At 60.9% G+C, this 20,916-nt stretch carries 19 protein-coding genes; 8 read left to right on the top strand and 11 right to left on the bottom strand.

The features are described 5' to 3' along the window. Window positions 1-25: 25 nt before the first annotated feature. From PMI28_RS18955 to PMI28_RS18970, 4 genes are all read right to left on the bottom strand, one after another. Window positions 26-1,402 (bottom strand): M16 family metallopeptidase, encoded by a 1,377-nt coding sequence (locus PMI28_RS18955; RefSeq protein ID WP_007985127.1) that lies wholly within the window; start codon window positions 1,400-1,402, stop codon window positions 26-28. A gap of 55 nt (window positions 1,403-1,457) precedes the next feature. Continuing rightward, on the bottom strand, window positions 1,458-3,116 hold the full coding sequence (locus PMI28_RS18960) for a Na/Pi cotransporter family protein (RefSeq protein ID WP_007985126.1): 1,659 nt from the start codon (window positions 3,114-3,116) through the stop codon (window positions 1,458-1,460). Between the two features lie 306 nt (window positions 3,117-3,422). Next, a complete protein-coding gene (locus PMI28_RS18965; protein WP_007985125.1) occupies window positions 3,423-4,190 on the bottom strand; it encodes a TerC family protein in 768 nt (255 codons plus the stop codon). An 85-nt stretch (window positions 4,191-4,275) separates the two neighbouring features. Further along, window positions 4,276-5,583: a CitMHS family transporter gene (locus PMI28_RS18970; protein ID WP_007985124.1), complete on the bottom strand. Its 1,308-nt coding sequence runs from the start codon at window positions 5,581-5,583 to the stop codon at window positions 4,276-4,278. Window positions 5,584-5,994: 411 nt separating this feature from the next. On the opposite strand from PMI28_RS18970, the gene PMI28_RS18975 reads away from it, so the two are divergent. Further along, a complete protein-coding gene (locus PMI28_RS18975; protein ID WP_007985122.1) occupies window positions 5,995-6,396 on the top strand; it encodes a GFA family protein in 402 nt (133 codons plus the stop codon). Here the strand turns inward: PMI28_RS18975 and PMI28_RS18980 are convergent, their stop codons facing one another. Together PMI28_RS18980 and PMI28_RS18985 are read right to left on the bottom strand one after the other, a co-directional pair. After that, window positions 6,397-6,723: a DOPA 4,5-dioxygenase family protein gene (locus tag PMI28_RS18980; RefSeq protein ID WP_007985121.1), complete on the bottom strand. Its 327-nt coding sequence runs from the start codon at window positions 6,721-6,723 to the stop codon at window positions 6,397-6,399. It lies immediately after the preceding gene. 61 nt (window positions 6,724-6,784) lie between these two features. Further along, window positions 6,785-7,735 carry a choline sulfate utilization transcriptional regulator gene (locus tag PMI28_RS18985; RefSeq protein ID WP_007985119.1) on the bottom strand — a complete coding sequence of 317 codons (951 nt, stop codon included), beginning with the start codon at window positions 7,733-7,735 and terminating at the stop codon, window positions 6,785-6,787. Window positions 7,736-7,849: 114 nt separating this feature from the next. Between PMI28_RS18985 and betC the strand changes: the two genes are divergently transcribed. The 3 genes from betC (at window position 7,850) to PMI28_RS19000 (ending at window position 12,093) form a co-directional block, all read left to right on the top strand. Then, window positions 7,850-9,364 (top strand): choline-sulfatase, encoded by a 1,515-nt coding sequence (gene betC / locus PMI28_RS18990; RefSeq protein ID WP_007985116.1) that lies wholly within the window; start codon window positions 7,850-7,852, stop codon window positions 9,362-9,364. Window positions 9,365-9,380: 16 nt separating this feature from the next. After that, entirely contained in the window at window positions 9,381-10,301 is a 921-nt protein-coding gene (choX, locus tag PMI28_RS18995; protein ID WP_007985114.1) for a choline ABC transporter substrate-binding protein, read from the top strand. A gap of 223 nt (window positions 10,302-10,524) precedes the next feature. Beyond that, the gene (locus PMI28_RS19000) at window positions 10,525-12,093 is read left to right on the top strand and encodes a SulP family inorganic anion transporter (protein ID WP_007985113.1); all 1,569 of its coding nucleotides are present in this window, start codon (window positions 10,525-10,527) and stop codon (window positions 12,091-12,093) included. A 170-nt stretch (window positions 12,094-12,263) separates the two neighbouring features. Here PMI28_RS19000 and aroE read toward each other — a convergent pair whose 3' ends face one another. Both aroE and hemF read right to left on the bottom strand, forming a co-directional pair. Continuing rightward, window positions 12,264-13,085, bottom strand: coding sequence for a shikimate dehydrogenase (gene aroE, locus PMI28_RS19005; protein WP_007985111.1), 822 nt, complete (start codon window positions 13,083-13,085; stop codon window positions 12,264-12,266). 13 nt (window positions 13,086-13,098) lie between these two features. After that, a complete protein-coding gene (gene hemF / locus PMI28_RS19010) occupies window positions 13,099-14,013 on the bottom strand; it encodes an oxygen-dependent coproporphyrinogen oxidase (RefSeq protein WP_007985109.1) in 915 nt (304 codons plus the stop codon). Between the two features lie 163 nt (window positions 14,014-14,176). Between hemF and PMI28_RS19015 the strand changes: the two genes are divergently transcribed. Next, complete coding sequence (locus PMI28_RS19015; protein ID WP_007985106.1) at window positions 14,177-15,154, top strand: NADPH:quinone reductase; 978 nt, start codon at window positions 14,177-14,179, stop codon at window positions 15,152-15,154. A 104-nt stretch (window positions 15,155-15,258) separates the two neighbouring features. Here the strand turns inward: PMI28_RS19015 and PMI28_RS19020 are convergent, their stop codons facing one another. From PMI28_RS19020 to PMI28_RS19030, 3 genes are all read right to left on the bottom strand, one after another. After that, on the bottom strand, window positions 15,259-15,816 hold the full coding sequence (locus tag PMI28_RS19020) for an L-threonylcarbamoyladenylate synthase (protein ID WP_007985104.1): 558 nt from the start codon (window positions 15,814-15,816) through the stop codon (window positions 15,259-15,261). Window positions 15,817-15,870: 54 nt separating this feature from the next. Then, a complete protein-coding gene (dprA, locus tag PMI28_RS19025; protein WP_007985101.1) occupies window positions 15,871-16,977 on the bottom strand; it encodes a DNA-processing protein DprA in 1,107 nt (368 codons plus the stop codon). Between the two features lie 81 nt (window positions 16,978-17,058). Next, window positions 17,059-17,883, bottom strand: coding sequence for a hypothetical protein (locus PMI28_RS19030; protein ID WP_007985099.1), 825 nt, complete (start codon window positions 17,881-17,883; stop codon window positions 17,059-17,061). Between the two features lie 171 nt (window positions 17,884-18,054). Between PMI28_RS19030 and def the strand changes: the two genes are divergently transcribed. The 3 genes from def to rsmB all read left to right on the top strand — a co-directional run bounded on the left by def (window position 18,055) and on the right by rsmB (window position 20,897). Then, a complete protein-coding gene (gene def, locus PMI28_RS19035; RefSeq protein ID WP_007985097.1) occupies window positions 18,055-18,561 on the top strand; it encodes a peptide deformylase in 507 nt (168 codons plus the stop codon). A gap of 69 nt (window positions 18,562-18,630) precedes the next feature. Continuing rightward, window positions 18,631-19,590 (top strand): methionyl-tRNA formyltransferase, encoded by a 960-nt coding sequence (gene fmt / locus PMI28_RS19040; RefSeq protein WP_007985095.1) that lies wholly within the window; start codon window positions 18,631-18,633, stop codon window positions 19,588-19,590. Beyond that, entirely contained in the window at window positions 19,587-20,897 is a 1,311-nt protein-coding gene (gene rsmB / locus PMI28_RS19045) for a 16S rRNA (cytosine(967)-C(5))-methyltransferase RsmB (protein WP_007985093.1), read from the top strand. The genes fmt and rsmB overlap by 4 nt, the downstream gene beginning before the upstream one ends. Window positions 20,898-20,916: the final 19 nt, after the last annotated feature.

Genomic DNA, 20,916 nt, shown 5'->3' with positions numbered 1-20,916 from the left:
CAAGCTCCCTCGCCACAGGATCGGGTTAACGCCTACGGCTGAAGCGCCAACCCAGCAGCCCAAGCACACTCGACCCCAACACCCCAACCACCAACCACATCAACTGGTCATAACTGAACAACGCCTTCTCGATCCGCAAATACCCCGGTTGCAGGAGCAATTCACGCATGACCTTGTTCGCCTCCTCCAGCGTCACGGCTTGCAGCTCCCGGGCCGGGTTGGCGAATTGGCCGTCCTCGTAGTCGCCGATGGCGCTCCAGTAATAGTCGGCCAACGCGCTGTTGCCTTGTACAGCCCAGGCCTGGCGGGCAATGGCGGCCTGTTTGAGGCGATCGAAGGTGTCGGCTTTGAGGCCATCCTTGAGCAACCCGGCCTTCAAGTCATCGAGCACTTGTTCGGCCTCGGGCACGTCGTCGCGCTCAAGGTCTGCATTGAGGCTCATGAAACCGACGCCGCCGAACACCTCGCGTTCCGCCCACGGGCCGTAGGACAAACCGTGAGCCAGGCGTAACTGGCGATAGAGCGCCCAATCCAGATAATCCTTGAGCAAATCGAAGGTTACGTCGTGTTCGTCCTCCAGGACCGGCTCCGGCACCAGCCAGTGCAACTTGGCACCGTTGCCGACAAGACCGTGAACCAGAGTGCGCTCATGGGCGGCGCTGACCTGGATTTGCGGCAGCGGCGGATGCTCGCCGGGGGTGATCGCTTCCAGCGCGCCATACGCCCGCTCCAGATAGGCCGGCAGCAACTTGTCGAGATCGCCGACCACAATCAGGGTCATGTTGTTCGGCGCGTACCAGTCCTTGCGCACCTGCTCCAGTTGTTCACGGGTCAGGTCGTCGACTTGCGCACGCTCCGGGCATTTGAGGCCTAGCTCCACGGCCAGCTGGTTGCTGGCGGTGTGGCCCAGGTCCTGACGATCGAGCCAGCGTTGCAGGTGCGAGTAGTGGCCGCCGTCTTCACGCTCGACCACTTGTTTGGCAGCGTTGATCGCGTAGTCGTCGAAGCGGGTCTGGGTCAGCAGCGCCAGCAGCAGGTCGAGCACCTTGCGCTGGTTTTTCGCCGGCGCCTCGATGACGAAAGTCGTATCGGCGTTACTGGTGTAGGCGTTCCACTCACCACCCAAGGCCTGCATGCGCTCTTCCAGGCCGCCTTCGCCGCTGGCGTCGATGCCGCTGAACAGCAGGTGCTCCAGTAGATGCGGCAACTCCTTTTCTTCGCAGTTGAAATCGTCCAGGCCAACGCCGACCACCAGCCGGATCGCCACATGCCCGCGGTCGGTGCCGGGCTTGAGCAGCAACTGCAGACCGTTGCGCAGGGTGTAGCCCTCGACCTGAAAGCGATCCAGGGCGAATGACGGGAATGCACCAAGCAACAGGCAGGCGAACAACAGACAACGCATAACGGGTTCCATACGGCCAGCGTAAGTTCAACAGACTTCAGGCAACTGTGGACGTTCAGGGTGAATGCGTGATGTCGCTCAAATCGTCGACCACCAGCGCGCCGGTGTCCGATGTTTCCAGCACTACGTAGGCACTGCTGCAAAACAGTGAATTCAGACGCTTCATGTCGGCGATCAGCTCCAGGTGCAACGAACTGGTTTCGATACTTTGCACGATTTTACGTTGCAAACGGCTGACATGAGCATGGGCCAGGCGCCGTTCCTGTGCACGGAAACGACGTTTTTCACGCACCAGCTGCCGGGCACTTTCCGGGTCGCCGCTGAGAAACACCGACATCCCGAGCCGCAGGCTGGAAATCAATTGAGTATGCAGCCCGGTCAATTCGTCCAGCCCGACTTCGGAAAACGACCGGCGCTGCGAGGTTTTCTGCTGCTGAATCTTGCGCAGCATGCGTTCGATCAAGTCGCTGGCGAGTTTCAGGTTGATCGCCAGTTCGATGATTTCCGCCCAGCGCCGGCTGTCCTGATCGCTGAGATCTTCCCGGGGCATTTGCGCCAGATACAACTTGATCGCGCTGTAGAGCGCTTCCACATCGTCGGTCAGGCGGCGTATTTCCTGGGTGACGGCGGTTTGCTTGCCGCGCAATACGTCGAGCATGGCTTCGAGCATGCTGTCGATCAGATCGCCCACGCGCAGGGTTTCCCGGGCCGCGTTGGCCAGCGCCAAACCGGGGGTGACCAACGCCGTGGGGTCAAGATGCCGGGGCTTGGCCATGCCGTTGGCCTGCAGGCGCTCCGGCAGCACCCAGGCACAAAACCTGGCCATCGGATCGATGCTGGGCAGCAGGATCAGGCAGCGCGCGGTGTTGTAGAGCAGGTGAAAGCCAATGACCATTTCCTGAGGGCTGAAATCGAAGCCATCGAGCCAGTGCACCAGCGGATCGAGCACCGGAATGATCAATAAAAGACCAATCAGTTTGTACAGCAGGCTGCCCAGCGCCACTTGGCGCCCGGCGGCGTTCTGCATGCTGGTGCTGAGGAAGGCAAGTACACCGCTGCCGATATTGGCGCCGATCACCAGCCCGATGGCCACCGGCAGACTGATCACGTTGGCACCGGCCAGGGTCGCGGTCAGCAGCACAGCGGCCAGGCTGGAATAGGAAATCATCGCGAACAGCGCGCCAACCAGGGCGTCGAGCAGGATGTCACCGGTGAGCGAGGCGAAAATCACTTTCACGCCTTTGGCATGGGTAATCGGATGCGCCGCTTCGACAATCAGTTGCAGCGCCAGAATGATCAACCCCAAGCCAATGGCGACACGGCCCATCTGTCCGAGTCGGGTCTGCTTGCGCGACAGAAAGAAAATCACCCCGACAAAAATCAGCAACGGCGACAGCCACGACAGATCGAACGTCAGCACCCGCGCCATCAGCGCTGTACCGACGTCCGCGCCAAGCATGGTGGCCAGCGCCGGGGTCAGCGCCATCAGGCCCTGGCCGACGAAGGAAGTGACGAGCATGGCAGTGGCGTTGCTGCTCTGGACCATCGCCGTCACGACGATCCCCGAGACGAAAGCCAACCAGCGTTTGGACACGTTCTGGCCAATGACATGGCGCAGATTGGTACCGTAGACCCGCAGGATGCCGGTTCGGACGATGTGCGTGCCCCAGATCAGCAGGGCCACGGCAGAAAGTAAATTGAGCAGGGTGAGCATAATGACCCCCTGTGGTGTAGCGCCCCAAAGGAGCAAGTTGACGGTACCGCGCGACGTTCTACGTTCTTCGTTCTGTACTTAAGCTGTAGTTGGCTAACGGTCTGCGCGCCAGCATCGCACAGCCAAAGAAGGGATTGAAACAAAACCGTCATGAAACCGTGTTCACGCAGGCATGAAAAAGGGGCCCGAAGGCCCCGATTTTATGTAGGAGCGAGCTTGCTCGCGATGGTCGTTAACGAAAACGCGTGTTTACGAGGTTAACGCGGAGCACTCGAGTCCATCGCGAGCAAGCTCGCTCCTACAGGGTTACTGGCCCGGAATGTCCTTGCGCAGTTTCACCGGATCCTGCTGTTTCTTCTTTTTCGCGATGGCGGTGCGCATCCTGATGTTGATCGCTTCCACCGCCAGCGAGAACGCCATGGCGAAGTAGACGTAGCCTTTTGGCACATGCACGTCGAAGGATTCGGCAATCAGCACAGTACCGACAATCAACAGGAACGACAGCGCCAGCATCTTCAGCGACGGGTGCTTGTCGATGAACTCGCTGATGGTGCCGGAAGCCCACATCATCACCAGCACGGCCACGATGATCGCCGCGACCATGACCGGCACGTGGGAGACCATGCCGACTGCGGTGATCACCGAGTCCAGGGAGAACACGATGTCGATGATCGCGATCTGGACGATCGTATAGAGGAAATTACCGCCCTTGCCGCTTGGCTCGTCGCTGGTTTCGTCTTCACCTTCCAGCGCGTGGTACATCTCTTGCGAGCTTTTCCACAGCAGGAACAGACCACCGAAGAACAGGATCAGGTCGCGTCCGGAAATACCCTGGCCGAATACCACGAACAGGTCGGCGGTGAGGCGCATGACCCAGGTGATCGACAGCAGCAATAGAATCCGCGTGACCATCGCCAGCGCCAGACCGAAAATCCGGGTGCGCGCCTGCATGTGTTTGGGCATGCGGCTGACCAGGATCGAAATCATGATGATGTTATCGATACCCAGGACGATTTCCAGGGCGGTCAGGGTAAAGAAGGCAACCCAGATTTCAGGGTTGGTCAGCCATTCCATGTGTATTCCTTTGAGCGATTGTTAAACCACAAAGGGCCCGGGCTTCAAACAGCGAAGCCTGGACCCGAAGTGGTGAGTCTTGGGCTTATAGAGTGCTGAACATCGGGAAAGTCCCCAATAGCAAAGCAGCAATCAGTATGCAGATACAAACCAGCACTGCCCACTTGAGTGTGAAGCGCTGGTGGTCACCGAAGTCGATACCGGCCAGGGCCACCAACAGGTAGGTCGATGGAACCAGCGGGCTCAACAGGTGGACGGGCTGACCGACGATCGAGGCACGTGCCATTTCCACCGCGGTTATACCGTAATGACTGGCGGCCTCGGCAAGAACCGGTAACACGCCGTAATAAAATGCATCGTTCGACATGAAGAAGGTGAACGGCATGCTGACCAGAGCAGTGATCACCGCCAGGTACGGGCCGAGGAAGTCCGGAATCACCGCCAGCAGGCTTTTCGACATGGCGTCGACCATCCCGGTGCCGGTCAGGATACCGGTGAAGATACCGGCCGCAAAGATCAGCCCGACCACCGCCAACACGCTACCGGCGTGAGCCGCGACGCGATCCTTCTGCTGTTGCAGGCAAGGATAGTTGACGATCATGGCAATACTGAACGCCACCATGAACAGCACCGGCAACGGCAGCAGGCCGGCGATCAGGGTGCCCATCAGGGCCAGGGTCAGGGCGCCGTTGAACCAGATCAGCTTCGGACGACGGGCATCCGGGAACTGCGAAACGCTGATTTCACTGTGGTCGATTTCATCACCCACCAGGTGCAGTTCACCCAGGCGTGCACGTTCACGCTTGCCGTAGAAGTAGGCAATGACCAGGATCGCCACCACACCGGCCAACATCGCAGGAATCATCGGTACGAAGATGTCGGACGGGTCCACATGCAACGCGCTGGCAGCGCGAGCGGTCGGGCCGCCCCATGGGGTCATGTTCATCACGCCACCGGCGAGGATGATCAGGCCGGCCATGATCCGCGGGCTCATGCCGATACGGCTGTAGAGCGGCAGCATGGCCGCCACGCAGATCATATAAGTGGTCGCGCCGTCACCATCGAGGGAAACGACGAGCGCCAGTACGGCGGTGCCGACCGAAACTTTCAACGGGTCGCCCTTGACCAGTTTGAGGATCTTGCGCACGGCCGGGTCGAACAGGCCGGAGTCGATCATCAGGGCGAAGTACAAAATAGCGAACATCAGCATCACGCCGGTTGGCGCAAGCTTGGTGATGCCTTCAAGCATCATCGGGCCGATCTTCGGCGAAAAACCACCGAACAGGGCAAAGACAATCGGAATGATGATCAGGGCGATCAGCGCGGACAGGCGCTTGGTCATGATCAGGAACATGAACGTGATGACCATGGCGAAGCCAAGGAAAGTCAGCATGGGAATACTCCAGGCGTAGCGCGGCTAGGGAATGGGCGGATCGGGCGTGATCAGCGCAGAACGGGAAGCACGAGGCGTACGGGTGGAGTTGCAGCGAAGCGGCGGGTAGAAGAGGACATCAGAATCACCATTGTTGTTGTTAAATGGGCTGTGCGAGCGATAACACGCTGGCATTGGCCAACCGGTCTTTTGCCGGCAGTGGCGGCGATCCTAATCGGGGAAGCTTTCAGCCAGCTTTCGGTGATGAAAGCTTTGACCGGATGCACGACCGGTCGTCGGACCGGGGCAGGGAGGTGAACCGGGTTGCAGCCTTCGCGAGCAAGCCCGCCTGGCTTTATGTCCGACACAGATCCAGTGTGGGAGCGGGCTTGCTCGCGAAGGCGTCAGTAATGACGCATCAGGAGAAGTGCCATGAACAAAGCGCACACCGGCGGCTGCCATTGCGGGCAACTGCGCTATCAATTCAGCGGGCCGCTGCACGATATCGCCCACTGCCATTGCTCGATTTGCCGACGGGTCAGCGGCGGCATCGTGACCACCTGGATCACCGTGCCGGCCTCCGCCTTTCAATGGCTGGCCGGGACACCGTCGCGGTACGACTCTTCATCCACCTGCGCGCGATATTTCTGCGGCCACTGTGGGGCGCAACTGGCGCTGGTGACGCACCTGAGCCCGGAAAGCATCGACCTGACCATCGCCACCCTCGACCATCCCGAGCAAGCACCGGCCGAGCGGCACATCTGGACCGACAGCCGCTTGCCGTGGCTGCACCTGGACGAACACTTGCCCGGCGAGGCGAAAGAAACCATTTGATCAAAAAATAGACAGATCCAGCGGGCGAATGGCCCCCATCCAGATCGCGTGCTCGGTATGGTCGAGCAGATCGTCACCGGTGTCCGGGTGCAGGAATACCACCAGACCCTTGCGGTTCAGCGCCAGCCACGGCAGCACGTCGCCCAGAACCTGCGGTTCGAACGCCAACTGGCAGCTCCAGTCCGGGTGCGGACCGACCGGACGCTCGTGCACGCGGCCCATTTTCAGTGGAAACAATTGCGCTGCCTGTTCACACAAGACTCGCGCCTGATCGATGGTGCTGGCGTCGAAATAGACATGGGCGTGGTAGCCCGTTATGCGTTGCATTTGAAATCCTCTGAATCTGATCGGGCAGATCACGCGGCACAGGCTGCGATCTTTTCACGTTTCACACCGCAATCGAAGGCAATGACAGCCCCGACAACGACTCCGCACTGCTGGCCTGCTCGGCCATCAGCCAATCCACAAACTGCTGGATCAACGCTCCACGCCGTTTGCGCTGGGGCAGAACCACGTAGTAACCCAGCCTCGACATCACCGTTTCGCCGATTGGTCGACACAGCAACCCTTGCGCGAGCAAGTTATCCACAAGGTGCCGCCAACCAATGGCCACACCCTGACCGCCAATCGCGGCCTGAATCAGCAGGGTGTAGTTGTCGAAGCGCAACTGTCCCGGCGCCGGGGGCGAGGTGATGCCCAGGGCGCGGAACACACCACTCCAGTCGAACCAGTTACTGCTGTGTTCCCCACGCAGGTGCAGCAACGGAAACTCCAATAATGCCTGGGCCGGCAAGGGCAAGGTCCGCTCGCTCAACAACTGCGGGCTGCACACCGGAAACACTTCCTCGCTGAACAGCCAATGACTTTCACCCTGTTTGAAGCGGCCATCACCGAACAGCACCGCCACATCGATATCAGTACGTAGCATGTTATGACTGCGTTCACTGGTGACCAGGCTGACATCCACCTGCGGATTGGCCGCGTGAAAGCGGTGCAGACGCGGCATCAACCAATAGGCGGCGAAGGCAAAATCCGTGGCAACTTGCAGCACTTCATGCTGTTGCTGTGCGCTGATTGCGCTCAATCCTGCGTCGATATTCTGTAAACCGAGCTGAACCTGCTCAAAAAGAATCTGTCCGGCCTCGGTCAGTTCGATTCCACGATAAATGCGGTCGAACAGGCGGGTCGCCAGTTGTTCTTCAAGGCGCTTGATCTGCTGGCTGATGGCCGGTTGCGTAGTGCCCAGCTCAACCGCCGCCGCGGTAAAGCTGCGCTGACGGGCCGCCGCTTCGAAGGCGCGAAGCAGATCCAGTGACAGGTCACCAAGGGCGTCATACATAAGCTGTGCTTATCCTAGTCATTGCCGCGCATGGGCTTTACCGCAAGGTGCGAGGGTTTCATTCTCGAAGCCAGCACTCTCGCATAAACATCCACTATGGAATGCCGCGATCACATGAAGCGCAAGAACATTCTTTTCATCATGGCCGATCAAATGGCCGCGCCAATGTTGCCGTTCTACGGCCCGTCGCCCATCAAGCTGCCCCATCTCAGCCGTCTCGCCGCACAAGGCGTGGTGTTCGATTCTGCTTATTGCAACAGCCCCCTGTGTGCGCCGTCGCGATTTACCCTGGTCAGCGGCCAGTTGCCGAGCAAGATCGGCGCCTACGACAACGCCGCCGATTTCCCCGCCGACGTTCCGACTTATGCCCACTACCTGCGTCGCCTCGGCTACCGCACCGCCCTGTCGGGCAAGATGCATTTCTGCGGCCCGGACCAACTGCATGGCTACGAAGAACGCCTGACCAGTGACATTTACCCGGCCGACTACGGCTGGGCGGTGAACTGGGATGAACCGGACGTGCGCCCGACCTGGTACCACAACATGTCCTCGGTTTTGCAAGCAGGCCCATGCGTGCGCACCAATCAGCTGGATTTCGACGAAGAGGTGGTGTTCAAGGCCCAGCAGTACCTGTTCGATCACATTCGCGAGGACGGCGATCAGCCGTTCTGCCTCACCGTTTCGATGACTCACCCACACGACCCGTACACCATTCCCAAGGCTTTCTGGGATTTGTACGACGATGCCGACATCCCGCTGCCTACAACCCCGGATCAGCATTCACTCGATCCACACTCCCAGCGTTTGCTCAAGGTTTACGACCTGTTGGACAAGCCGCTGCCTGTGGATAAGATTCGCGATGCCCGCCGCGCCTATTTCGGCGCCTGCAGCTATATCGACAGCAACGTCGGCAAACTCCTGCAAACCCTCGAAGATACCGGATTGATCGACGACACCATCATCGTCTTCTCCGGCGACCACGGCGACATGCTCGGCGAACGTGGCCTCTGGTACAAAATGCACTGGTATGAAATGGCCGCACGGGTACCGCTGCTGATCAGCGCACCGGGGCAATTCGGTGCCGCTCGGGTCAGCGCCAGCGTTTCGACCGCCGACCTGTTGCCGACCTTCGTTGAACTGGCCGGCGGCTCGCTGGAACCTGGCTTGCCGCTGGATGGCCGCTCGCTGGTGCCGCACCTGCAAGGGCAGGGTGGTCACGACGAAGTATTCGGCGAATACATGGCCGAAGGCACCATCAGCCCGTTGATGATGATCCGCCGCGGCGCCTACAAATTCATCTATAGCGAAGACGACCCTTGCCTGCTCTTCGACGTACACAACGACCCTCGCGAACTGGAAGAACTCAGCCATTCGCCGCAACATCGCCAGCTGTTCGACGACTTTCTCGCCGAAGCACGGGCCAAATGGAACATCCCGGCGATTCACCAGCAAGTGCTCGCCAGCCAGCGGCGCCGGCGGTTCGTGGCCGAGGCGCTGACCCTCGGCAAGCTGAAGAGCTGGGATCACCAGCCACTGGTGGACGCCAGTCAGCAATACATGCGCAACCACATCGACCTCGACGATCTGGAACGTAAAGCACGTTATCCACAACCCTGCCAAAACCAATAATGTTAAGGGGAAGTCCATGCAAAGGTTATCCACAGTACTGACGGTCGGGCTCCTGGCTCTGGGCAGTGCATCGGCGTTTGCCGATCAGAGTTGCGAAACGGTGAAGATGGCCGACCCGGGCTGGAGCGACATTGCCGCGACCAATGCCATCACCGGGTTTCTGCTGGACGGCATGGGCTACAAGGCCAAGGTCGACACCCTCGCGGTGCCGATCACCTTTGGCGGGCTCAAGGATGGCCAGGTCGATGTGTTCCTGGGTAACTGGATGCCGGCGCAGCAGGGCTTCTACGACAAATTCGTCGCCAGCGGCGATGTCACGCAACTGGCGAAGAACCTCGACGGCACCGAATTCACCCTCGCCGTCCCGGACTACGTGTGGGACGCGGGTGTGCATGACTTTGCCGACCTGAACAAATACGCCGACAAGTTCGACCGCAAAATCTACGGCATCGGTTCCGGCGCACCGGCGAACATCTCGCTGCAAGAGATCATCAAGAAAAACGATTTCGACATGGGCCAGTGGAAACTGGTCGAGTCCAGCGAGCAGGCAATGCTGGCGGAAGTGTCCCGTGCGGTGAAAAAACAGAAGTTCGTGACCTTCCTCGGCTGGACCCCGCACCCGATGAACGTGCAGCTGAAAATGCATTACCTCAAGGGTGGCGAGAAATACTTCGGCGACACCGGCAGCGTTCACACCCTGACCCGCAAAGGTTATGCACAGGCCTGCCCGAACGTTGGCAAACTGCTGACCAACCTGAGTTTCACCCAAGACATGGAGAACAGCATCATGGCCGAGGTGGTGAACAAGAAAGTCAGCAATGCTGACGCGGCCAAGGCATGGATCAAGGCCAACCCCGCGGTACTGGACAAGTGGCTCGAGGGGGTGAAGACCGTGGATGGGCAGGATGCGTTGCCGGCGGTGAAAGCCAAGTTGTAAACCTGTATCCAAACAGGCTTTTGTGGCGAGGGGGCTTGCCCCCGTTGGGCGGCGCAGCCGTCCTAAAACCAGCATCCGCGGAGTATCAGTTAATCCGCATACTACGGTTTTGCGACTGCTTCGCAGCCGAACGGGGGCAAGCCCCCTCGCCACAGCAAGCTCCCTCGCCACAATGATTGCCTGGTCCTGATACTCTTTCGTAAAACCCCGACCGAGAGGCCCCATGGCCCTGCCAAGCCGCCATTCACTCTTCCCCTTCCTCACCTGGCTACCCCGGCAAACCCGCGCCAGCGTCGGTCGTGACCTGATCGTCGGCCTCAGCGGCGCGATTCTGGCGTTGCCGCAATCCATTGCCTACGCACTGATTGCCGGCCTGCCGCCGGAATACGGCCTGTACGCCGCAATCATCCCGGTGCTGATCGCCTGCCTGTGGGGTTCGTCGTGGCATTTGATCTGCGGTCCTACGGCGGCCATCTCGATTGTCCTGTACGCCAGCGTCAGTCCTCTGGCCGTGCCGGCCTCGCAGGACTACGTCTTGTTGATCCTGTTGCTGACATTTCTTGCCGGCGTCTTTCAGTGGCTGTTGGGTTTGCTGCGGTTTGGCGCGCTGGTGAATTTCGTCTCTCACTCGGTGGTACTCGGCTTCACCCTCGGTGCTGCCGTGGTGATTGCCATCGGTCAATTGCCTAACCTGCTGGGGCTGGACTTGCCCAGCCAAACCACCGCGCTGGATAGTTTCATCACGTTGTTGCGCCATCTCGACGAAATGGACAAACCTTCGCTGGCGCTGGGGCTGGCGACGGTGGTGGTGGGCGTAATCCTCAAACTGCTGCTGCCACGCTGGCCGACGCTCCTGATCACTCTGGTTCTCGGCGGATTGCTGGTCTGGATCTGGCCATCGATGTTCGGCCATGTGCAACTGGTCAGCGCTTTCACCGGCAAGCTGCCGCCTTTCAGTCCGTTGCCGCTGGATCTCGATCTGATCCTGCGCCTGCTGCCCAGCGCCGTGGCAGTGGGCATGCTCGGTCTGGTCACAAGCCTGTCGATTGCCCGCTCGATCTCCGCACGTTCGCAGCAATTGCTCGACGCTAACCAGGAAGTTCGCGCCCAGGGCTTGTCGAACATCGTCGGCGCGTTTTTTTCCGGATCGTTGTCTGCCGGTTCTTTCACTCGCTCTGGACTGAGCTACGAGGCCGGTGCCTGTTCACCGCTGGCGGGAATTTTTTCGGCACTGTGGGTGGCGCTGTTCGCCATATTCGGCGCGAGCCTGATCGCGCATATTCCGATTCCGGCCATGGCCGGGAGCATTCTGTTGATCGCCTGGGGACTGGTGGACCATCGCGGCATTCGCGCGTTGTTGCGGGTCAGCCGCGCCGAATTCGTGGTTATGGCGCTGACCTGCGTCGCCACGCTGCTGCTGGAATTGCAAACAGCGATCTACGCTGGCGTGCTGGCCTCGCTGTTCTTCTACCTCAAACGCACATCGCAACCACGGGTGCAGCATGTGCGAGATGGCGAGGAAGACATTCTGCGGGTGGGTGGTTCGATCTTTTTCGGTGCCAGCCATTACCTGCAAGTGCGCCTGCAACGCATGCACGGCGCGCGCGTGGTGATCGAGGCGCAGCAGATCAACTTCATCGATTATTCAGGGGTGGAGATGCTGCATCAGGAAGCGCGGCGCCTGTTGCGTCAGGATCGCAGCCTGACCTTGCGCCGGGCACGGCCGCAGGTGGTGGAAGAACTGAGGAAGCTCGAAGGGGCGGAGAAATGCCCGATCCGGTTTGAAGACTGAACGCCTTCCTTTGGAACACCACTCAACCCTGTGGCGAGGGAGCTTGCTCCCGCTCGGGTGCGAAGCGCCCGCAAACTGGCTGATACATGGCATGCCAGGTTTTAGGGCCGCTGCGCAGCCCAGCGGGAGCAAGCTCCCTCGCCACAGAAAGTCTGTCTGATCAGGGAAATCTACAGGGCCAACTGCCGACGCAACTCCGCCAGCACCGGTGCTGTATCCGGGCGCACGCCGCGCCACAGGAAGAACGCTTCCGCGGCCTGCTCGGCCAGCATCCCCAAGCCATCCATCGCCACCGCAGCCCCGTGTTCGCTGGCCCAGCGACAGAACGAGGTGGGTTCCTTGCCGTACATCATGTCGTAACACACCGTTTTGCCCGGTTCGATCAGGCTGGGTGCAATCGGCGGCACATCGCCCGTCAGGCTCGCCGACGTCGCGTTGATGATCAGGTCCACCGACTCTCGCAACCAGTCGTAACCGCTGGCCGATACCGGCCCCAGATCGCCGAACAATTCCGCCAGCAGCTCGGCCTTGTCTACCGTGCGGTTGGCGATGATCACCGACGCCGGTTGCTCGGCCAGCAACGGCTCCAAAGCACCGCGCACCGCACCGCCGGCACCGAGCAGCAGGATGCGTTTGCCCTTGAGGCTGAATCCGGCATTTACCGTCAGGTCGCGCACCAGCCCGGCACCATCGGTGTTGTCGCCCAGCAGACTGCCATCGGCCAGTTTGCTCAGGGTATTGACCGCGCCCGCCCGCTGCGCCCGTGCCGTCAGGCTGTTCGCCAGCCGATAGGCCTCTTCCTTGAACGGCACCGTCACATTGGCGCCGCGTCCCTCGAGGAAAAACGTTCGGGCACAAGTGGAAAAGTCGTCGAGTGGCGCCAGCAGTGTGTTGTAGTCCAGTTTCTGCGCAGTCTGCTCAGCAAACAGGCGATGGATCAGCGGCGACTTGCTGTGGCCAATCGGGTTACCGAATACGACATAACGGTCCATCAGGATTCCTCGTTCAGGCTTCGGCCAACCAATCGCGGTCTTGCAGGAAGTACTCGGTCAGGCGCGCTTCTTCGCTGCCAGGCGTAGCCTTCCAGTCATAACTCCAGCGCACTTGTGGTGGCAGCGACATCAAGATCGACTCGGTACGCCCGCCCGATTGCAGGCCGAACAGCGTGCCGCGGTCATAGACCAGGTTGAATTCAACGTAGCGACCACGGCGGAATTCCTGGAATTCACGCTGTTGGGCGGTGAACGCATCGTTCTTGCGGCGCTGCACGATAGGCAGGTAGGCGTCGATGTACGCATCACCGATGGCGCGCATGAAAGCGAAGCTGGTGTCGAAATCCCACTCGTTCAGGTCGTCGAAAAACAGCCCGCCGATGCCACGCGGCTCGTGGCGATGCTTGATGTGGAAGTAGCTGTCGCACCAGGCCTTGTAACGCGGGTAGACGTCAGGACCGAACGGCGCACAGGCCTGCTCGGCGACACGGTGCCAATGCACGCAATCTTCTTCGTTACCGTAATAAGGGGTCAGGTCAAAGCCACCGCCGAACCACCAGACCGGCTCTTCGCCTTCTTTTTCGGCGATGAAAAAACGCACGTTGGCGTGGGAAGTCGGCACATGCGGGTTGTGCGGGTGGATCACCAGCGATACGCCCAGGGCTTCGAAGCCCCGACCGGCCAGTTCCGGTCGATGGGCGCTGGCAGAGGGTGGGAGACCGCTGCCAAAGACGTGGGAAAAGTTGACGCCGCCCTTTTCAATCACAGCGCCGTTTTCAATCACGCGGGTGCGACCGCCACCGCCGGCAGGCCGGGTCCAGGCATCTTCGACGAATTGCGTACCACCGTCTTCGGCTTCCAGGGCAGCGCAAATACGCTCTTGCAGGTCGAGCAGGTAGGCTTTTACAGCCTCGGTGCGGGTCGTCATGTCTTCACCTTGAATCGGGCAAAACTACGCGGCGCTCCATTGGAGCTCCGCCTGCGCAAATGGGCCCGTAGCATAACATCGCAAGTTACCCCTTCGCAGTTGACGACGATCAAGCTTAGGAGTCCGATAGGGCGCTTGGTAAAACGATCTATGGAGAGTTCTGATGGCAAAGCGTATCCAGTTCCGCACCCATGGCGGTCCCGAAGTGCTCGAATATGTGGATTACCAGCCCGCCGAGCCAGGTCCGAAGGAAGTGCGCGTGACCAACAAGGCCATCGGCCTGAACTTCATCGACACCTATTACCGCAGCGGTCTGTACCCGCCGCCGTCCCTGCCATCGGGTGTCGGCTCCGAAGGCGCGGGCGTGGTCGACGCGGTGGGCAGCGACGTGACCCGCTTCAAGATCGGTGATCGCGTGGCCTATGGCAGCGGCCCTCTGGGCGCCTACAGCGATGTTCACGTCTTGCCCGAGGCCAATCTGGTGAAACTGCCGGACGCCATCAGCTTCGAACAGGCCGCCGGCGTGATGCTCAAGGGCCTGACCGTGCAGTACCTGCTGCGTCAGACCTATGAACTCAAAGGCGGCGAAACCATCCTGTTCCACGCCGCGGCCGGTGGTGTCGGTTCCCTGGCTTGCCAATGGGCCAGGGCCTTGGGCGTGAAGCTGATCGGCACGGTCAGCTCGGCAGAGAAAGCCGCACTGGCCAAGGCCAACGGTGCCTGGGCGACCATCGACTACAGCCATGAAAACGTCGCACAACGTGTGCTGGAGTTGACTGACGGTAAAAAAGTCCCAGTGGTGTACGACGGCGTCGGCAAGGACACCTGGCTGACCTCACTCGACAGTGTGGCGCCGCGGGGGCTGGTGGTGAGCTTCGGCAATGCATCCGGCGCAGTGGACGGCGTGAACCTGGGGATTCTCGCGGGCAAAGGTTCGCTGTACGTGACCCGGCCAACCCTGGGCACTTATGCGAACAACGCCGAGAACCTGCAACGCATGGCCGACGAACTGTTCGAGATGATCATCAGCGGCAAGCTGACGGTGGACATCAGCCAGCGTTATCCACTGGCTGATGCGGCGAAAGCGCAGACCGAGTTGTCGGCGCGGCGCACAACGGGTTCGGTTGTTCTGTTGCCCTGAATGGGTAGTTGACTGGTAGGGCCCCCTTCGCGAGCAAGCCCGCTCCCACACTGGATTTGTGTCGTGTGGGAGCGGGCTTGCTCGCGAATGAGGTCAACCCGGTCTCAATCCGGGCGCACAACCTTGCCGGTCGCCAGATCGCGAATCACGCTCGGGTTCTTGCGTCCGCCCAGATTGCCACCCAGCACCAGATCCACCTGGCCACGGAAATACTGCTCGACGCGAATCCGCGTACGCGCCGCCGGACGTCCCTGCGGGTTGGCCGACGTCGACACCAGCGGCCCGACCAGCGCGCACAAGTCCCGCACCAGAGGGTGATCGCTGACCCGCAGCGCCACGGTTTCATGCACGCCGGTAATCCACTGCGGCAGCAGGTTCTGGTGCGGCACCAGCCAGGTATTCGGTCCCGGCCAGGTACTGGCCATGCGGTCCATCCACAACTCGGGGAAGTCTTCGAAAAGGAAATCGAACTGACGGATGTTGTCGGCGACCAGGATCAGGCCCTTGTCCACAGACCGGCCCTTGATCAGCAGCAAACGTTCGACCGCTTCCTCGTCCCACGGGTCGCAACCCAGGCCCCAGACTGCTTCGGTTGGGTAGGCAATCACCGCCCCGGCGCGAATTGCTTGCGCGGCTTGTTGCACACGCCAACTGTTGACCATGAAAAACACTCCAGAATAAGGCTCTGCGCAGTTTACCGATCTTGTTTATAAAACCTAGCTCACCCGCGCAAACCAGCGCCCGCTTTCGCAAACGGCGCGACCGTCCATTTCCAGTTCCGTCAACGCCGCCAGCACTTTGGGCAAGGCCCAGCCGCTTGCATCGGCCAGTGCTTCACTGGTGTGAGGCGCGGCATGCAGTAACTTCAACAGCGGGTGAGTCGTTGCAGGGGTGAAGGTTTCTGTGGATAACGACAGCCGTTGCCAGCCACGCAAGGCCTCGAGGATATGTTCGATGGTTTCCACCAGCACCGCACCGTCACGGATCAACTGATGGCAGCCCCGGGCGCCGGGATGATGGATCGAACCGGGCATCGCAAACACCTCGCGCCCCTGTTCCGCCGCGAGCCTCGCGGTGATCAGTGAACCGCTGGCGACACTGGCTTCGACCACCAGCACCCCGAGGGACAAACCACTGATGATCCGGTTACGTCGAGGGAAGTTGCCGGCGCTGGGGCCTGCATCCAGCGGAAACTCCGAAAGCACCGCGCTGCCCGAAGCAATCATGGCATCCGCCAGGCGTCGATTGCGCTGTGGATAAAACTTCTCAAGCCCCGTGCCGAGCACACCGACCGTTTGCCCGCCGACGTCCAGCGCGGCCTGATGCGCGGCGGCGTCAATGCCCAGGGCCAGGCCGCTGGTAATGACAAAACCGGCGCCCGCCAGGCTGCGGGAAAACGCGGCAGCGGTGTCCATCCCCGGCCGGGACGCGCGACGGCTGCCGACCATCGCCAGTTGTGGTTTTTCCAGAATGCCCGGATCGCCCGCGACAAATAACAGCGGTGGCGCATCGCTGATTTGCGCCAGCAGTGCCGGGTAGTCCGGCTGGTCCCACATCAATAAATGCTGGGCCGGGCGCTCCAGCCATGCCAATGCGTGGCTGGCGCCATCGCGAATGTCAGCGCAACGGCGAGCCTGCGAACACGCCGGCGGCAGGCCCAGTGCACGCCAGGCACTGGCCGGCGCGCTGATGGCTTTGGACGCCGAACCGAAGGCCTCGAGCAACCTCTTGAAACGCACCGGGCCGAGTTCCGGCAAACGGTGCAGGCGTAAACGAGCTTCCAGTTCCGCGGGGGAAACCGGTGTAACAGCAGACAGCGACATGGATCATCCTTGATCGTTATGAGCAACCGTACAAATGGGAATAAGCTGTGGATAACTCTGTTGGTAACTTGTGAAGCACGCTTAGGGATTTCGCACCTTGTCCAAGACCGCCAGCGAGCGCGATGCATTGAGCACCAGCCCGTAACTGAGTTTGTCGTAGGTACGGAAAACCAGTAGCAGACCGGCGCGCTCATCGGGAATTTTCAACGGTTGGCCGGTGATTCGGTCCCGCACGGTTTCGCCGGTTTTCATCACCGCCAGCAGATTGCCTTCGGCCAGACCGTCGCGCCGCCCCTTGTTCAGCGTGACCACGTCCAGTGCGCCGATCTGCGTCACCCCGCGCGGCACATCGATGATCAAGCCGTTGATCTCGGTGCCCGGCGCGCTGGGCGTGAAGGTGGAATTGATCGAGCGCTCTTCGCCGCTGAACAGGCGGTCGCCGAGGCGGACCTCCTGGGTCGTGCGTTGCAGCACCAGGGTGGCGACGTCGCCTTCGGTGGCAACGACCTCGCCGCCGCCGATGTCGTCGGCGTTAATCCCCAGGAACTCCTTGCTCTGCGGATCGGTGTAGACCTTGCCCTGGCGGAAGATGCCGTACGCCGTTTGCGCCGGATCGAAATGGCCGCGGGCAAAGATCCGGTCACCCGCGCCGCTGAGTACGCGTTCGGCATCGCCGGCGACGATGTAGGGCGCCTTGTCGAAATCCTCGGCCTTGTCGACGATGCGGTTGCTCAGCAAAAAACTATTGATCGTTTTCAGCGCAATGTTCGGGATGGTCTCGATCACCGGGCTGCTGCGCACCTGAGGCGACAGCTTTATGGTGGGAATATCGTCCTTGAGCGGCACCTGCCCGTGAGCCAAACCGGCCGAGGCCAGGAGTAGCAGGGCGAGTAGTGATTTCCTCATGCGGTGAATCCCTTTATTATGTACGTTCGCGTGAAACGCCAGAGCCGTCAGTGGCTCGCTCCCGGCTTGCTTATGAAGAGAAGGGAGCTACGTTTTACAACGGTTGCCTGCATCTTCGGACTCGCCAGGCCACCGGCCCGACCTTACTTCACACGTGCAGTCATCAAGCTTATGGCCATTTTGAACATCCTCGAATTTCCTGACCCGCGCCTGCGTACTATCGCCAAACCGGTGGCCGTAGTGGACGACGAAGTGCGTCAGTTGGTCGATGACATGTTTGAAACAATGTATGAAGCACCGGGCATCGGCCTCGCCGCGACCCAGGTCAACGTGCACAAACGTATCGTCGTGATGGACCTTTCCGAAGACCGCACCGAGCCGCGAGTGTTCATCAACCCCGAGCTCGAACCGCTGACCGACGAGATGGGTCAGTACCAGGAAGGCTGCCTTTCGGTACCGGGCTTCTACGAAAACGTCGATCGCCCGCAACGGGTCAAGGTCAAGGCGCTGGACCGCGACGGCCAACCCTACGAACTGATCGCCGAAGATTTGCTCGCGGTGTGCATCCAGCACGAATGCGACCACCTCAACGGCAAATTGTTCGTCGATTACCTGTCCACGCTCAAACGCGACCGCATCAAGAAGAAACTGGAAAAGCTTCATCGCCAGAACGCCTGATGCCCATCTTCAAAGGCTTGCTACGGCAAGCCTTTTTCTTTTCAGATGCTTTGCAATAGAGAATCACCCATGACTGAGCCACTGCGCATTGTCTTTGCCGGCACCCCGGAATTCGCCGCCGAACACCTCAAGGCCCTGCTGAGCAGCCCTTACGAGATCGTCGCGGTCTACACCCAACCGGATCGTCCGGCCGGTCGCGGGCAAAAACTGATGCCGAGCCCGGTCAAGCAGCTGGCGCTGGAAAACAATATTCCGGTGCTGCAACCGCCGACCCTGCGTAACGAAGATGCTCAGGCTGAACTGGCCGCACTGAAACCGGACTTGATGGTGGTGGTTGCCTACGGCCTGATCCTGCCGCAAGTGGTGCTGGACATTCCGCGCCTGGGTTGCATCAACAGCCACGCCTCGCTGCTGCCGCGCTGGCGTGGTGCGGCGCCGATCCAGCGCGCCGTGGAAGCGGGCGACGCCGAAAGCGGCGTGACCGTGATGCGCATGGAAGCCGGCCTCGATACCGGGCCGATGCTGCTCAAGGTCACCACCCCGATCAGCGCCGAAGACACCGGCGGCAGCCTGCACGACCGTCTGGCCGAAATGGGTCCACCGGCCGTGGTCCAAGCGATTGCCGGCCTCGCCAATGGCACGCTGGAAGGCGAAGTGCAGGACGATAGCCTGGCCACCTACGCGCACAAATTGAACAAGGACGAAGCACGCATCGACTGGAGTCGCCCGGCGATTGAGCTGGAGCGTCTGGTCCGTGCCTTTAACCCGTGGCCGATCACCCACAGCACCTTGAACGGCGAAGCACTGAAGGTGCTCGCTGCCAACCTCGCCGAAGGTAAAGGCGCCCCGGGTGAAATCCTCGGCGCCAGCAAGGACGGTCTGATCGTCGCTTGCGGTGAGCAGGCCCTGTGCCTGACCCGCCTGCAATTGCCCGGCGGCAAGGCGCTGAACTTCAGCGATCTGTTCAACAGCCGTCGCGAGAAATTCGCCACCGGCACTGTCCTCGGTCAAGCGGCGGACGCTCAATGAATCCGCGTCTGGCCGCCGCCAAGGCACTCGCTGCCGTCCTGAACGGAAAAGCCTCGCTGAACAGTTCGCTGCCTACGCAGATGGACAAGGTCGAGGACCGTGATCGCGGCTTCACCCAGGACCTGGCGTTCGGCACCGCACGCTGGCAGCCACGCCTGTCGGCGCTGGCGGCCAAGCTGCTGCAGAAACCGTTCAAGGCCGCCGACGCCGATGTCGAGGCGCTGCTGCTGGTCGGCCTCTATCAGTTGCTCTACACCCGCGTCCCGGCCCATGCCGCGATTGGCGAGACGGTCGGTTGCGCCGACAAGTTGAAAAAACCATGGGCCAAGGCCTTGCTCAACGCTGTTCTGCGTAACGCTCAGCGCGAAAGCGCAACGATTTTCGCCGAACTGGAACGCGATCCAGTGGTGCGAACCGCCCACCCACGCTGGCTGCAGAAATCCCTGAAGGCGTTCTGGCCAGAGCAATGGGAAGCCATTTGCGCCGCCAACAACGCGCATCCGCCGATGATTTTGCGGGTCAATCGTCGCCATCACACCCGGGATGCCTACCTCGGTTTGCTGACCGATGCCGGTATCGCCGCCACGCCGTGTGTCTACAGCCGCGACGGTATCGTGCTCGACGCCGCCGCCGATGTGCGCAGCCTGCCGGGTTTCGCCGAGGGCTGGATCAGCGTGCAGGACGAAGCCGCGCAACTGGCCGCTGATCTGCTCGACCTGGCTCCCGGTCAACGGGTTTTGGACGCCTGCTGCGCGCCAGGCGGCAAGACCTGCCATATTCTCGAAGCCGAGCCAAAACTGGCCGGCGTCGTGGCGGTAGACCTCGAAGCCAAGCGGCTGGTGCGGGTGCGGGAAAACCTCGAACGCCTGAAACTGAGCGCCGAACTGATTGCCGCCGACGGCCGCGACACTCAGGCGTGGTGGGACGGCAAGCCATTCCAGCGCATCCTGCTGGACGCGCCATGCTCGGCCACCGGCGTGATCCGTCGTCACCCGGACATCAAGCTGACCCGCCAACCCGACGACATTGCCGCGCTGGCGGTGCTGCAAGGCGAGCTACTCGACGCCATGTGGAACACGCTGGAAGTGGGCGGCATCCTGCTGTACGCCACCTGTTCCACGCTGCCGACCGAGAACACCGAAGTCATTGAAGCCTTCCTCGCCCGCACGCCGGGCGCCCGTGAGCTGGACCTCGCCACAGCGGCCGGCATCAAGCAGCCCCATGGTCGCCAGTTGCTGGCCCAGGAAGGCGGCCACGACGGGTTCTACTACGCCAAGCTGATCAAAATCGCCGCCGCTCGCGGTTAAATGGATTCAATGGAGTGAC

This window comes from Pseudomonas sp. GM48, assembly GCF_000282335.1.
Taxonomy (GTDB): Bacteria; Pseudomonadota; Gammaproteobacteria; order Pseudomonadales; family Pseudomonadaceae; genus Aquipseudomonas.
Note: the sequence above shows the minus strand (reverse complement) of the source record. Positions and strands in the feature narration are given on the sequence as shown.